The organism is Mucilaginibacter humi, assembly GCF_013087555.1.
In genome coordinates this window covers 40146-53500 of record NZ_JABFCR010000008.1, presented here as the reverse complement: position 1 = coordinate 53500, position 13355 = coordinate 40146, and the positions used below count along the sequence as shown (strand labels likewise).

Below are 13355 nucleotides of genomic sequence, written 5' to 3'. Positions count from 1 at the left end.
CCCCCGGAATTGGCGACAGATCAAAATCCTGCGTAGCCATTGGCGGCAAAAAATTTGATCTTGCCAATTAAATACAGCCCCAATAAAAATCCTAAGGCTATCCAAAGTGATAAGAATATCTCGCGGTCAAACCAGTTCCCCTCGCCTTTTGATGCGGCATCAACCAACAACGTTCCGATAATTGGGCCGGTACATGAAAATGATACCACAACAAGTGTAGCCGCCATAAAGAATATCCCGGCCAAGCCGCCTTTATCTGCATTTGCATCCAGCTTATTGCCTAATGAACTTGGCAGTGTAATTTCAAAAGCACCCAAAAACGAGATACCAAACACTACCAATAACAGGAAGAAGAATATATTGAAGGCCCCATTAGTAGCCAACGCGTTTAACGCATCCGACCCAAAAAAGGCGGATATAATAACCCCTAAACCTACATAAATAACAATAATAGATAAACCATAAAGCAATGACTGCCCAACACCTTTAGCCCTTGAGCCCGCTTTCTTGGTAAAAAAGCTAACCGTTAACGGCAACAGCGGATAGATACAAGGCATTATCACCGCCGCAAACCCACCTAAGAACCCTTCAATAAATATCTCCCAAAGCGATTTAGCTTTCTTTGACGTAGCAGCAGTATTGTGTATGTTTTCTTTCGCCGCTTGTGCAAGCTGCGCCTTTTTACGCATAGCAATACTATCGGCCGCGGTAGGTATGCTGGTAAAGTTTACACCGCTTGTATCCGCGCTTTGCGCCCGGGCCGAAGCGATGCCTGCTACAGAAAAGCCTATCGTCGCAAGGCAAATAAAAATATGGTTCTGCTAAAAAAGCGGTTAACTGCTGCTGTCATCGGGTGCTATTATTTACCTACCGGGATAGTAAAGTTAACATCCTCTGGTGGCAGACATTTTTGGTTGTTACAGGTCATGTATTCTAACGAGCCTTTAATGGCCGTAACATTTGCTGATTTCAGTTTAATTTTTGCGTAAAAACAACCTCTTTTTCAAAGTAGCTTACATTCATTTTAAAAGCATCCTCATATTTGGTTACTGGCTTAGGCTCTATGGCTTTACCTACCAAAGTATAATCTTTTGATTTAGCAAAGGTAAACGATGTTTTAATAGGCCCGCCGTCTTTAACATTTTGCGAGTAGATGTGCCAGCCGGCATCAATCGTCGCTTTTAATAATACGGTTACTTCTGTAGCGCTGGTTTTTTTAGCCGCATACGCCCATTTAACCGGGGTTAAAACCTGCGCATAAGCGCCTGCTGTCAAAACCAGGGGCTATCGCCACTGCAAATACTTTTTCATGGATGTTATATTATTCTTTATTTAAAAATTCTATTTCTTTCAGGTTATAGGTTGTTTCTTCGCCGTTTTTATTGACTACAAGTAACCCGTTTTGTTTAACACCGGTAATAATACCGTTAAATATTTCGCCGGCTGCCTTAAAACGTTTGTTTTGATTAAACCAATATAGTCGGTCTAAATAGGTATTCCTTACAAAGTTTATTTTACCTGCTTTAAGTGCAAGATAATAAGCTTCAATGTGGTTGCAAATGTCTGCTAATATATTTCTTATATCGTAATCCTTCTGTAATATCTGTTTTACAGAGGTTGCATTAGTTGCGCCTTCGGGGAAGTTTTCCGGTTTATATTTATGCCTAGACCAATTATGGCGTTTTTTATAACGCTGCCCTGTAATAAGTTCTCAATCAGCATCCCGCCCAGCTTTTTATCGCCATAATAAATATCGTTGGGCCATTTTATTTTTAACTGATCGCCCAGTATCGGACACAGTGTATCATAAACGGCCAAACTTATGGCGCGTGTTAGATCAAACTGATCGGCAACGGCTAAAAAAGTTGGTTTTAACAACACACTGAACGTTAGGTTTTTGCCCGGCTCGGCATGCCATTGGTTGTTTTGTTGCCCGCGGCCGGCAAACTGGTGTTCTGCCATAATGACCGTTCCCTCTGGTACTGGCTTAGAATTTGACAATAACTTTTTAAGGAAATTGTTGGTCGAGTCAACTTCTTTTAATGTCAGTAAATTTTGTCCAACAAATAATCCTGAAAATATGTTATTTTGCAATGTTATATTTATAATAATGCTTAACTAAAAAACGTTCAAAACTAATTCTTTTTGATGGTAAAAAATAAAGCGACGAGTGAATCAGCTTATATTTCTGAATTAGCCATTCATGGCATACAGGAAAAAAAGGGTAACGACATTGTCAGGTTAGACCTGCGAAACCTTAACAGTTCGGTGACAGATTATTTTGTAATATGTCATGCCGACTCAACCACACAAGTTAAAGCAATTGCCAATAGTATTGAGGACGAGATCTTCAAAGCCGTTAAGCAGGAGCCCTGGCGTAAAGAGGGCCTTGAATATGGCGAATGGATATTATTAGATTATGTAAATGTGGTGATCCACGTTTTCCGTACAGACAAGCGTGAATATTATGGTGTAGAGGATCTGTGGGGCGATGCCGAAATAAAAACTACAAAAGCGCTTAACCGCCGGTAGTTTAATTAATTACAAGTGAGATAAAATAAAAATGGAAGATAAGAAATTGGATAAGCCAAAACCTATAAGAAAGATCCCTAATAAACGAATAGCCCCCAAACCTCCTAAGTTTAATTTCATGTGGTTATATGCTGTTGCTATAGCCGCCTTTGTTGGTGTGGCGCTTTATTCAAATAATAATGCTTCTACCCAAATTGATTTTAAGCAGTTTGAAAACGAAATGCTTAAGCCGGGTGATGTAGATTATGTAGAAGCTTACAAAACCGCTGATTATTTAATTGCGGAAGTACATATTAAAAAAGATAGCCTAAACAAACCGCGTTATGCCGATGTAAAAAAGCACAACAACGTTTTGGTTCAACCGGGAACGAAGCACAATATACTTTTACTGAAGGATCATACGAAAGCTTAAATCAAAAAATAGCTAACGCGCAAAAAGATGTCCCTGACAACCAAAAAGTAAGTGTTAAATATGTACCGCATGACAGCCTGCTGTCAAACGGCCTGGTGCAAAGCGTTATCATGATCATCCTGTTTGCTGCAGTGCTGATGTTCATTATGCGCCGCATGAGTGGTGGTGCAGGTGGCGGCCCCGGCGGCCAGATCTTCAACATAGGCAAATCAAAAGCTACTTTATTTGATAAGGAAGCACAGGTATCAGTAACGTTTAATGATGTTGCGGGCCTTGAAGAGGCTAAGCAGGAAGTTATGGAGATTGTTGATTTCCTTAAAAATCCTAAAAATATACTAACCTGGTGGTAAAATACCTAAAGGCGCGCTATTGGTAGGCTCGCCGGGTACAGGTAAAACCCTATTGGCCAAAGCAGTTGCCGGCGAGGCGCAGGTGCCTTTCTTCTCGTTATCAGGTTCTGATTTTGTGGAAATGTTTGTAGGTGTGGGTGCATCACGTGTGCGCGATCTGTTCCGCCAGGCAAAAGACAAAGCGCCTTGTATCATATTTATTGATGAGATTGATGCCATTGGCCGCGCCCGTGGTAAAAACAATATTGTAGGCGGTAACGATGAGCGCGAAAACACCCTGAACCAGCTATTGGTTGAGATGGATGGTTTCGGTACTGACTCAGGGATCATCATTCTTGCCGCAACTAACCGCCCTGATGTATTGGATTCGGCATTATTGCGTCCCGGACGTTTTGATCGCCAGTATCTATTGATAAACCTGATTTGATTGGTCGCGAGCAGATCTTTAAAGTACACTTAAAACCGGTTAAACTGGCCGAAGGTGTTGACGCCAAGAAATTATCAGCCCAAACTCCCGGCTTCGCCGGTGCAGAAATAGCTAACGTTTGTAATGAAGCAGCCCTTATTGCTGCCCGCCGTAACAAAGAGGCTGTTGATATGCAGGATTTTCAGGATGCTATTGATCGTGTAATTGGCGGCTTAGAGAAAAAGAATAAGATCATATCACCCGAAGAAAAACGCATCGTGGCTTACCACGAAGCCGGCCATGCTATTGCGGGCTGGTTCCCCGGAACATGCCGATCCGTTGGTTAAAGTATCTATTGTTCCGCGTGGTGTTGCAGCCTTAGGGTATGCGCAGTATCTGCCTAAAGAGCAGTTTTTATACACTATTGAGCAATTAGAAGATGGCATGTGTATGACCATGGGTGGCCGCGTTGCCGAGGATATTACTTTTGGTAAGATCTCTACCGGTGCACAAAATGACCTGAACGCATCACCAAACTATCATACGCCATGGTTACCATTTATGGTATGAATGAGAAAGTTGGTAATGTATCATTCAACGATACACAAGGCGAATACCAGTTTAACAAGCCATATTCTGAAAAAACATCAGAACTGATTGATAGCGAAGTACGTAACCAGATAAATGCTGTGTATGCCCGTACCAAACAGTTGCTGTTGGATAAACGCGAAGGCCTGATAAAACTGGCCGACAAGTTGTTGGAAAAAGAGATCCTGTTCCAATCGGATCTTGAAGAGATATTAGGCAAGCGCCCGTTTGAGCACCGCACTACTTATGATGAGTTTGTGAACGGCGCTGCTGAATCAAACCAGAGCCTGCCGCACAAGGCATAGCACATGAAGGTGTTGTTGACCACTCAGGAACGTTTAACCGTAATCCTGAAGAGAAAGAAGCAACAGGCGAATAATTTTTGAGTCCTATAGTCTATAGTCCGAAGTCTTTAGTCAGTTGATTTAAGATTTCGGACTTTTTTATTTATAATTGCCAAACACATTAGACTTAAGACTTCGGGCTTAAGGCTCCGGAATAAATGAGAGACATTACTACATCAAAAGAAAAGCTGCTTAAAAAGATCCGCCAGGCATTGCTGGAGAAAAGGGATAACCCTTACCCCAACCTCGGAGAATTTGCCGCATTATCCGCCGGCACCCGATCATTTGGATGTAATGTTTGCTGAAGAGTTTATGGCCGTAAAGGGCCAGTTTGCTTTTTGTGAGGATGAGGTTGAATTTATTGAAACCCTTTTAGAACTGGCCGAACAGCGCAACTGGCGCAAAATATACTGCTGGGAACCTGCCCTGCAGGAAATACTGGCCCGTTATGAATACCCTTATTTTGAGACCGACAAAGACTTTGAACAAGCCGAAGTAGGGTTTACCTTTTGCGAAGCTTTAATTGCGCGTAATGGCAGCATACTGCTGTCAAACGGCAATGCAGCGGGCCGTAGGCTAAGCATTTACCCCGGGGTGCATATTGTGTTGGCCTATACTTCGCAATTAGTGCCTGATTTGAAAGACGGCTTCGCGTTGATCAAGAAAAATATGGCGCAAATATCCCATCCATGATATCAAACGTTACCGGTCCAAGCCGTACTGCTGATATTGAAAAACACTGGTATTGGGCGCCCACGGGCCTAAAGAAGTGTTTGTGTTTTTGTTGGAGGGATAATACCGCCAAACCCATTAATTTCAAAATGCTTATCTTTGCGCCATGGAAATTTTGCCAGGCGACTTACAATCCTATCTTGATGACCATTGCGAACCCGAGCCCGGGGCGCTACAGTTTATAAACAGGGAAACCTATTTAAAGGTGCTAAAGCCCAATATGCTATCGGGCCATTACCGGGCAGGGTGTTGAGCATGCTAAGTAAAATGATGCAGCCAAAACGCATTTTGGAGATAGGCACTTTTACCGGCTATGCCACTATTTGTTTGGCCGAAGGGCTTGCCGAAGACGGAATAATCCATACCATTGAAGTTAACCACGAATTAGAAGAAATGCTTAAAAAGCACTTTTCGCTAACAGATGTGGAAAAAAAAATAAGGGTCCATTTTGGGCCTGCAGAGCATGTAATAGCCACTTTAAGCACCGAAATGTTTGATATTGTGTTTATTGATGCGGATAAAAAGAATAATTTACTTTATTTTGAGTTAATATTTGACAATGTCAGATCCGGAGGATTAATAATAATTGACAATGTTTTATGGAAAGGCAAAGTATACGGCGATGAAAAAGATGCCGATACGGAGAGTTTCAGAAAACTAAATGACAGGATAGCTGTTGACACACGAGTTGAAAAACTCATTTTACCAGTGCGCGACGGCATACTTATCATCAGAAAAAAATAATTATGAAGAAAACCTTACTGATTACAACGCTGCTAATATCATCTGTTACCGCGTTCGCCCAAAAGAACACTTCAAAATCTTACATCGAACAATTCAAAGATAATGCCATACAAATTATGCACGAAACGGGCATACCCGCCAGCATTATTTTAGGCATAGCTATGCATGAGTCGGGCAACGGCAACAGTGCAATCGCTAAAAATCTTAATAATCAATTTGGCTTTAAAGGCGGCAGTACTACTGTATACTATAAAAACAATAAGAAGGTAAAATCGGCCTATAAAAAGTACGATTCAATATTGGAGTCGTTCGACGATTTTGCACGCGTCATTACCCATCGCCGAATTGGGTCGCATATCAAGTGAATTAAGCCAGTACGATTACGAAAAGTGGGTTAAAGGTATCCAGCGCAGTGGCTATGCCAGCAGTAAAAAATGGGCATCGCAGGTATTAGGCATTATACGTAAATATCAGCTGAATGATCTTGATAAAACCCCAACCGAGCAAGCACAGACAGCGCAAGCAACACAAAGCGCTACAGAAAACCCGTATTTAAAGTAATAAAACCTAATTTGGCGTTATGATATATCCCGGGCAGCGCCCCTTGTTTTAAAAAGAAATATAATTTTTTTATTGATTGCTGCAGCTGCATTAACCTCATGCTCGGCACATAAAAAGGCAACTGTTTACAGGCCGCCAGTGCGTGCTGTCGTCCCCTTAATTTCTGATACAGAAGCTAAAAAAAATAATGAAAAGGTAGAGAAAGTGCGCAGCGTAGCTATTGCTGCTTTTGTGCCTTATACCGTTACAACGTATATTGACAGGTTTAAAAACATTGCCATCCAGAAATGAACACTTACGGTATACCCGCCAGTATAACTTTGGCACAGGGGCTGTTTGAATCGGGCTTTGGTAACAGCGATCTTTCAAAAATTGCAAACAATCATTTCGGCATAAAATGTACCAGCGACTGGAAAGGCAAAAGTTATTACAAAGATGACGACCAGGAAAACGATTGCTTTAGGGTATACGATAAGCCGGAAGACTCGTACCGAGATCATTCAGAATTTTTAAAAAGAAAACGTTACGCGCCATTGTTTGAGCTGGATAAAAACGATTACCAAGGCTGGGCGCAGGGTTTAAAAGACGCGGGCTATGCCACCAATCCAAAATATCCGCAATTATTGATAGGTGTTATCGAAAAATATCATCTTGACCAGTTTGATCGGCCCGAGGGCGAAGAGCAAAAAATTAAGCGCGAGGACCGTGTGCTTGCCCAGATTAACCAAAACATCGGCAAAGAAATAAAAGACTCATTGGTACAGGTTACCCCCACCAATAAATTATATACCATAAAAACCGGCGATACACTATACAACGTTTCTAAACGTTTTGGCTTAACTGTTGATGAGCTTAAGACATTAAATAGCATGGGCGATAACAATATTAAGATTGGCCAAAAGCTGATAATTGCTAAATAGGCCTGTTAATTATTGTTAAATATTATGCCGCAACGTAAGCAAACGTTTAGTTTTAGCTGTTAATGAAACCAGTACTAACTTTCTTTTTCTGTATACTAATAAGCATAAAGGCGCTTGCCCAGAAACCTCTGTGGCGGGTATCATCTTTGATAAGGATAGTAAGGACAGGTTATCGCGGGTTAATGTGATGAACTTAAATACCGGCGCAAGTACCTACAATAATATCAACGGTGTTTTCACCATAGATGCCAAACCAGGAGATAGGATCGTTTTTTCGCAGGTAGAGCATTTTGCAGATACCGTAACTATAAAAGACTATATCCCGCTGGCTATTTATCTGCGCCGGATAGCTATCCAGCTTAAACAGGTTAATATATATGATTCGTTGCCCGATCCGCAAAAACGACTGGCCGCCAGAAAACGGGATAACAGCAAGATCTTTAGCGGATCATTAGGAAACAAGGATATGTTTTCGCTTACGCCCGGCATTGGCGTAGGGCTAAGTATTGACGCCATATACAACGCCTTTAGCAAAGCCGGCCGTAATGCCGCTCATTTGCGCGAAACCATTGAGGCAGACTATAGGGACGATGTTGTTGATTACCGGTTTAACAAGGGCTTAGTAAGCCGCATTACGGGGCTGAAAGGCTTTGAGTTAACCGACTTTATGGCCAAATACCGGCCCGGTTACTATTTCCCCGGCAAATGCAAGCGAATATGAGTTTATAAATACCATTAGGAACAACTTAAAAAGGTACCGGCGAAACCCAGCTGCCCATAAAGTAATGCCCCCGGTTGAAACAAAAAAGAATAAAAGTTGTTGGTGTGATTAAACCAATGGCGACAGAATTAATCTGATTTAAAGGAAAAATGCGTTTCTTTGTCTATCTATGTTAAAAAACAGACCCGGATATATAGTTTTAGTTCTGTCAATGGTGGCTTTATCTGCATCCGCCCAAAAGTAGACTCTTTAAAAAAGAGGTTACAATTGATACCGCCGCTCTTAAAAAATATCACATAGATCCTCCTAAAAACTCCTTACCTGTACGTACAAAAATATTACAGATAAGGCAGGAAGCCGTGCCGGTTTCCATGCTTGATTATAATGTAAATTACTGGCGTAAATGGATAAGTATTGGGATAGGCTTTAGTCAGTCGGCAAATAGCAATCACTATAGTTCGGGCGGTGGATCAAGCTCTATTGCCTTAAATGGCGATTTTGACTATAAGACAGAGTATAATAAAGCACCTTTTGACTATGTAGGCGAACTAAGGTTACAATACGGAAGCTCAAAAAATAAAGATCAGGGCTCGCGCAAAACAGTCGACCGCATATTTCTTGATAACAAACTGGCTACACAATTGTCAAAATACTGGTTTTTCTTTGGGTCATTAACGTTTGAGTCGCAGTTTGATAAAGGATATATTTATAATAACAATAATGGCCCATCGCTTTTAATATCAAGGTTTATGGCTCCGGGTTACTTAACCGAGTCGGTGGGTTTTGAGTTCAAGCCATCCCGCTTTTTAGATGTAAGATTTGGTACAGGTACCGCACGCCAAACGTTTTTGATAGATACTACCCTCTACAAAAACAACCCGGCTAACTACAATGTAAAAAGAGGTAAAAAATTCAGGAACGACCTTGCTTTCCAGTTGGTAGCAACTTTTGTTAAGGATATTGCTAAAAACATGAACTTAAATACCCGTTATGCTTTATTCATCCCTTACGAAAAGCATATCTCATTTATAACCCACCGGGTTGATGCCACACTTGTAGCACAGGTTAACCGATTGGTTAAGGTATCAGTAGGTGGTACGTTTGTTTATGATAAAAGTATAAACGGTAAGCCACAGGGCACAGAGGGCATGGCACTGGGCATAGCGTATAGATTTCCTAATTAGCAATTAGCTTCACTTTTTTCTTTAGGTTCTGATAGTCGATATAATACAATATCTTGATGGAAAAGTTATTGTTTTTTGGCTGATTTAGCGTATTGTCGAAATTATTAAAATAACAATACCGCCGGGGCTGTGTTGTTTAGCGACGAACTTTTCCGGGCAACGCTGATTTCGCTTCCCGGGGAGAATTGCCATTGATAGATCATATCAATGTTCCACACATTATAATTTTGATAGTTATTTTTATTAAAGGCTGATGATGTTAGGTCGGCCAGCTCGCCATTTTGTGCCAGTCATAATAGTAAGTTCGAAAAAACGTTACATGGTTTTTGTTAAAGAGTAGTTAAGAAAAGTTAAAAGATGTGAAAGGATCTGGTATTCTTTAAGACATAATTGCCGTAAAATCATACCTTTGTAGCCTCAAAAAGATTAAATAAAGTACGACAACAATATGTTTGAAAATCTTTCGGATAAACTCGACAGGGCGTTTAAGGTCCTTAAAGGGCAAGGAACCATTACAGAAATAAACGTGGCCGAAACCATGAAGGAGATCCGTAAGGCACTCCCGGATGCCGACGTTAACTATAAAACAGCCAAATCATTTACAGACGATGTAAAGCAAAAGCTATTGGTGCCAACGTATTAACCGCGGTATCGCCGGGCCAGTTGTTAATCAAGCTGATGAACGACGAGTTGGCGGCCCTGATGGGTGGTACAACTGCCGAGCTTGATCTCGCTAAATCGCCAACAATTATTTTGATAGCGGGGTTGAACGGTGCGGGTAAAACAACCTTTACCGGCAAATTGGCTAACTTTTTAAAAACGCAGAAAAACAAAAAGCCTTTGTTGGTTGCCGATGATATTTACCGCCCGGCGGCTATAACCCAATTGCAGGTTTTAGGCGAGCAGATAGGTGTACCGGTATATGCCAATTTAGAGTCGAAGGACCCTATCGCGATAGCAAACGAAGGTATTGCTTATGCCAAACAACATGGCCATAACGTAGTAATTATTGATACCGCGGGCCGCTTGTCTATTGACGAGGCCATGATGGTGGAAATAGAGCAGGTAAAAGCCGCTGTTAATCCGCACGAGATCCTATTTGTGGTTGACGCCATGACCGGCCAGGATGCCGTTAACACTGCCAAAGTATTTAATGATCGTTTAGATTTCACCGGTGTTGTATTAACCAAGCTGGATGGCGATACCCGTGGTGGTGCCGCTTTATCTATCAAATCGGTGGTTAACAAACCGATCAAGTTTATTGGTACAGGCGAGAAAATGGAAGCGATTGACGTTTTCCACCCCGATCGTATGGCCAGCCGTATATTGGGGATGGGTGACGTAGTATCCCCGGTTGAGCGTGCGCAAATGCAGTTTGACGAGAAGGAAGCGGCCGAACTGCAAAAGAAGATCCGCAAAAATAAATTCGACTTTAACGACTTTTACAGCCAGATCCAGCAGATCAAAAAAATGGGTAACATGAAGGACCTGATGGGAATGATACCGGGTGGTAAAATGATGAAGGACGTAGAGATCCGAGGATGATGCCTTCAAAAACATTGAGGCCATTATCCAGTCGATGACGCCGGGAGAAAAAGAGAACCCCGATAGCATAAATCAAAGCCGCCGTAACCGTATAGCTAAGGGCTCGGGTACCGAACTGGCCGAAGTAAACAAACTGATCAAGCAGTTTGAGGATATGCGTAAGGTAATGAAGCAAATGAGCAACCCCGCCGCTATGGCAAGCATGATGAAAAGAATGCCGAGGTAGGAAAGACACTCCTCCCTCTCGCGTGTCATTTCGACCGAGGTACGAGGGAGAAATCTTATACGAGCGATATTAACCGACTTATTGGGACGTGACGTGGAACTATAACTTTTATGTTTATATCACAACAAACCCTGATAAGTCGGTTTTGTATGTAGGGGTTACCAATGACCTTAGTCGCCGTTTGTTTGAACACAATGAAAATAAGGGAAGCAAGCAAACTTTTGCAGGAAAGTACTTCTGTTATAACTTGGTTTACTACGAACATTTCACTCACATAGAATATGCCATTCAGCGGGAAAAGGAAATAAAAAAATGGCGTAGAGAAAAGAAGACTTTATTAATAGAGTCATTAAATCCAGAGTGGCGTTTCTTAAACGGGGATGTGAGTAGTTAGCTACCTGTCTGGTGTATAAGATTTCTCCCGTTGGTCGAAATGACAGTCGGTGTGTTTTTATTACAAACAAAATAGCTTATTATTACGTAAGATAATAAAGCTATGAACAAACTGAGATTATACTTTATTGCAGGATTAACATTGGCTACACTTGCTGCCAATGCCCAATCGCCCGGTGCGGTTATTGATGTACAGCATTATGGTTTCCATATTCAGCTAAGCGACGCTACTGATAATATTAAAGGTAAAGCAGACATCCTGGTTAAGTTTTTAGCCACGCCCGGATCATTTCATATCAATCTGGTAAAAAAGGAATTAACGGCAAAGGCATGACCGTTAGCCGGGTGTTGGAGAACGGCAAGGCTGTTCGCTTTCAACAGGATAGCGACGTTGTAAACATTCATACAAAAGCCGTAGCCAATGCTACCAAAACATATACCATTACCTACGAAGGCGTCCCGGCCGATGGCCTCATCATATCAACAAATAAATTTGGCCATCGTACTTTTTTGGCGATAACTGGCCCAACCGTGCGCATAACTGGATACCCTGCGTAGACGAGCCCGCCGATAAAGCGGCCGTTGATTTTACCGTTATCGCGCCGGACCATTACCAGGTTGTAGCCAACGGATTAAAAATCAGCGAAACAGCTTTACCCGGTCAGCTTAAAACAACCCATTGGCAGGAGACGGTGCCTTTATCAACTAAAATAATGGTTATTGGCGTTGCCGATTTTGCTATCGATCACCCTAAAGATGTAGATGATATCCCGGTTTATACTTATGTATTCCCGGAGAGCGCTAACGCCGGCTTTAAAAGTTATGCTGTAGCGGGTGAGATACTGCCGTTTTATATCAAACATATTGGCCCGTATAGTTATAAAAAATTGGCTAACGTACAATCAAAAACCATATTTGGCGGTATGGAAAATGCCGGGACCATATTTTACTTCGAAGACTCACCAGAAAGCAAAGGCATAGAAGAACTAATGGCGCACGAGATTGCTCACCAATGGTTCGGTGATTCTGCAAGCGAAACAGATTTCCATCACCTATGGTTAAGCGAGGGTTTTGCCACTTATCTAACCCATTATTACCTTGAAAATAAATATGGGATAGACACCCTGAAAAAACGTTTAAGTGATGACCGCACTCTGGTAATAAAATTTGAAAAGAAACGCTACACGCCCGTTGTTGATACTACCATAAAAGCAAATTATATGCCTTTGCTAAATCCCAATAGTTATCAAAAAGCCGGTTGGTTTTTGCACATGTTACGCCGCAAGCTTGGCGATGGCGCGTTTTGGAAAGGCATTAACACTTACTACCTGAAATACCAAAACAGCAATGCTAATACAACCGACTTTCGCGAAGTAATGGAACAGATAAGCGGGCAGGACCTGAAAGCATTCTTTAAACAATGGCTAAATACCGCCGGCCATCCGGACATAGCGGTTAGCTGGAAGTACGATACAAAAACTCATGTAGTTGATTTAAAGGTCGACCAAAAGCAGAAGGTACCATATGTGTTCCCATTAGAAGTTGCAATAGATGGTAAGACCTATACAGTTAATATGACTGCTCCATCTGCAACTATGCATATAGCCGCCGGCAAAAAAACGCCGGTTATTGAGGTGGACCCAAATGTTAATTTACTGGCAGGTTTTACGGTTACCGGGAATTAAATTAAAGACTAA

The 13355-nt window shown here is 41.8% G+C and carries 18 protein-coding genes and 4 pseudogenes; 17 read left to right on the top strand and 5 right to left on the bottom strand.

Going from position 1 to position 13355, the window contains the following annotated elements; all coding sequences use genetic code 11:
• Positions 1 to 20: 20 nt before the first annotated feature.
• The 3 genes from HK413_RS02910 to HK413_RS16330 form a co-directional block, all read right to left on the bottom strand.
• Positions 21 to 689 (bottom strand): cytochrome c biogenesis protein CcdA, encoded by a 669-nt coding sequence (locus HK413_RS02910; RefSeq protein WP_175269068.1) that lies wholly within the window; start codon positions 687 to 689, stop codon positions 21 to 23.
• Between the two features lie 280 nt (positions 690 to 969).
• On the bottom strand, positions 970 to 1275 hold the full coding sequence (locus HK413_RS02905; RefSeq protein ID WP_317169231.1) for a protein-disulfide reductase DsbD domain-containing protein: 306 nt from the start codon (positions 1273 to 1275) through the stop codon (positions 970 to 972).
• A 333-nt stretch (positions 1276 to 1608) separates the two neighbouring features.
• Positions 1609 to 2001: a biotin--[acetyl-CoA-carboxylase] ligase gene (locus tag HK413_RS16330; protein WP_246229598.1), complete on the bottom strand. Its 393-nt coding sequence runs from the start codon at positions 1999 to 2001 to the stop codon at positions 1609 to 1611.
• 147 nt (positions 2002 to 2148) lie between these two features.
• Between HK413_RS16330 and rsfS the strand changes: the two genes are divergently transcribed.
• From rsfS to HK413_RS02850, 11 genes and pseudogenes are all read left to right on the top strand, one after another.
• Positions 2149 to 2532, top strand: a complete 384-nt coding sequence (gene rsfS, locus HK413_RS02895) for a ribosome silencing factor (protein ID WP_175269067.1) — start codon at positions 2149 to 2151, stop codon at positions 2530 to 2532.
• A 31-nt stretch (positions 2533 to 2563) separates the two neighbouring features.
• Positions 2564 to 2944, top strand: a complete 381-nt coding sequence (locus HK413_RS21885; RefSeq protein WP_175269066.1) for a hypothetical protein — start codon at positions 2564 to 2566, stop codon at positions 2942 to 2944.
• A gap of 137 nt (positions 2945 to 3081) precedes the next feature.
• Positions 3082 to 4667 (top strand): annotated as a pseudogene (ftsH, locus tag HK413_RS20580) (ATP-dependent zinc metalloprotease FtsH); the annotation flags it as partial.
• Positions 4668 to 4887: 220 nt separating this feature from the next.
• Positions 4888 to 5325 (top strand): LutC/YkgG family protein, encoded by a 438-nt coding sequence (locus tag HK413_RS02880; RefSeq protein WP_317169230.1) that lies wholly within the window; start codon positions 4888 to 4890, stop codon positions 5323 to 5325.
• A 189-nt stretch (positions 5326 to 5514) separates the two neighbouring features.
• Positions 5515 to 6108, top strand: coding sequence for an O-methyltransferase (locus tag HK413_RS02875; protein WP_317169229.1), 594 nt, complete (start codon positions 5515 to 5517; stop codon positions 6106 to 6108).
• A gap of 2 nt (positions 6109 to 6110) precedes the next feature.
• Complete coding sequence (locus HK413_RS02870) at positions 6111 to 6473, top strand: glucosaminidase domain-containing protein (RefSeq protein ID WP_175269065.1); 363 nt, start codon at positions 6111 to 6113, stop codon at positions 6471 to 6473.
• Positions 6454 to 6669, top strand: coding sequence for a hypothetical protein (locus HK413_RS02865; RefSeq protein WP_175269064.1), 216 nt, complete (start codon positions 6454 to 6456; stop codon positions 6667 to 6669). Before HK413_RS02870 ends, HK413_RS02865 begins: the two co-directional genes overlap by 20 nt.
• 72 nt (positions 6670 to 6741) lie before the next feature.
• Entirely contained in the window at positions 6742 to 6960 is a 219-nt protein-coding gene (locus HK413_RS16320) for a hypothetical protein (RefSeq protein ID WP_246229586.1), read from the top strand.
• Positions 6957 to 7589 (top strand): glucosaminidase domain-containing protein, encoded by a 633-nt coding sequence (locus HK413_RS02860; protein ID WP_246229585.1) that lies wholly within the window; start codon positions 6957 to 6959, stop codon positions 7587 to 7589. The genes HK413_RS16320 and HK413_RS02860 overlap by 4 nt, the downstream gene beginning before the upstream one ends.
• Positions 7590 to 7719: 130 nt before the next feature.
• Positions 7720 to 8310, top strand: coding sequence for a peptidase associated/transthyretin-like domain-containing protein (locus tag HK413_RS02855; protein WP_175269063.1), 591 nt, complete (start codon positions 7720 to 7722; stop codon positions 8308 to 8310).
• 371 nt (positions 8311 to 8681) lie between these two features.
• Positions 8682 to 9494, top strand: coding sequence for a DUF3078 domain-containing protein (locus HK413_RS02850; protein WP_246229583.1), 813 nt, complete (start codon positions 8682 to 8684; stop codon positions 9492 to 9494).
• On the opposite strand, the pseudogene HK413_RS21880 reads toward HK413_RS02850, so the two are convergent.
• Together HK413_RS21880 and HK413_RS21875 are read right to left on the bottom strand one after the other, a co-directional pair.
• Positions 9487 to 9600, bottom strand: a pseudogene (locus tag HK413_RS21880) (DUF5916 domain-containing protein); the annotation flags it as partial. The gene HK413_RS02850 and the pseudogene HK413_RS21880 sit on opposite strands and share 8 nt — an antisense overlap.
• On the bottom strand, positions 9599 to 9784 hold the full coding sequence (locus HK413_RS21875) for a DUF5916 domain-containing protein (protein ID WP_394353118.1): 186 nt from the start codon (positions 9782 to 9784) through the stop codon (positions 9599 to 9601). The gene HK413_RS21875 and the pseudogene HK413_RS21880, both read right to left, overlap by 2 nt.
• 158 nt (positions 9785 to 9942) lie before the next feature.
• On the opposite strand from HK413_RS21875, the pseudogene ffh reads away from it, so the two are divergent.
• The 6 genes and pseudogenes from ffh to HK413_RS14555 all read left to right on the top strand — a co-directional run bounded on the left by ffh (position 9943) and on the right by HK413_RS14555 (position 13343).
• A pseudogene (ffh, locus tag HK413_RS02845) lies at positions 9943 to 11265 on the top strand (signal recognition particle protein).
• Positions 11266 to 11353: 88 nt separating this feature from the next.
• Entirely contained in the window at positions 11354 to 11659 is a 306-nt protein-coding gene (locus tag HK413_RS02840; RefSeq protein ID WP_175269062.1) for a GIY-YIG nuclease family protein, read from the top strand.
• A gap of 102 nt (positions 11660 to 11761) precedes the next feature.
• The gene (locus tag HK413_RS14570) at positions 11762 to 11992 is read left to right on the top strand and encodes a hypothetical protein (protein WP_217451995.1); all 231 of its coding nucleotides are present in this window, start codon (positions 11762 to 11764) and stop codon (positions 11990 to 11992) included.
• Complete coding sequence (locus HK413_RS14565; RefSeq protein WP_217451994.1) at positions 11989 to 12216, top strand: hypothetical protein; 228 nt, start codon at positions 11989 to 11991, stop codon at positions 12214 to 12216. The genes HK413_RS14570 and HK413_RS14565 overlap by 4 nt, the downstream gene beginning before the upstream one ends.
• Positions 12150 to 12305: pseudogene (locus tag HK413_RS20575) on the top strand (hypothetical protein); the annotation flags it as partial. The gene HK413_RS14565 and the pseudogene HK413_RS20575, both read left to right, overlap by 67 nt.
• A gap of 45 nt (positions 12306 to 12350) precedes the next feature.
• Positions 12351 to 13343, top strand: a complete 993-nt coding sequence (locus tag HK413_RS14555) for a M1 family aminopeptidase (protein ID WP_217451993.1) — start codon at positions 12351 to 12353, stop codon at positions 13341 to 13343.
• Positions 13344 to 13355 lie beyond the last annotated feature (12 nt).

Bases quoted from the DNA above. Each gene is read 5' to 3' on its own strand.
- HK413_RS02910 (WP_175269068.1), bottom strand. From the start codon at position 689: ATGCGTAAAAAGGCGCAGCTTGCACAAGCGGCGAAAGAAAACATACAC.
- rsfS (WP_175269067.1), top strand. From the start codon at position 2,149: ATGGTAAAAAATAAAGCGACGAGTGAATCAGCTTATATTTCTGAATTA.
- HK413_RS21885 (WP_175269066.1), top strand. From the start codon at position 2,564: ATGGAAGATAAGAAATTGGATAAGCCAAAACCTATAAGAAAGATCCCT.
- HK413_RS02870 (WP_175269065.1), top strand. From the start codon at position 6,111: ATGAAGAAAACCTTACTGATTACAACGCTGCTAATATCATCTGTTACC.
- HK413_RS02860 (WP_246229585.1), top strand. From the start codon at position 6,957: ATGAACACTTACGGTATACCCGCCAGTATAACTTTGGCACAGGGGCTG.
- HK413_RS02850 (WP_246229583.1), top strand. From the start codon at position 8,682: ATGCTTGATTATAATGTAAATTACTGGCGTAAATGGATAAGTATTGGG.
- HK413_RS14570 (WP_217451995.1), top strand. From the start codon at position 11,762: ATGAACAAACTGAGATTATACTTTATTGCAGGATTAACATTGGCTACA.
- HK413_RS14565 (WP_217451994.1), top strand. From the start codon at position 11,989: ATGACCGTTAGCCGGGTGTTGGAGAACGGCAAGGCTGTTCGCTTTCAA.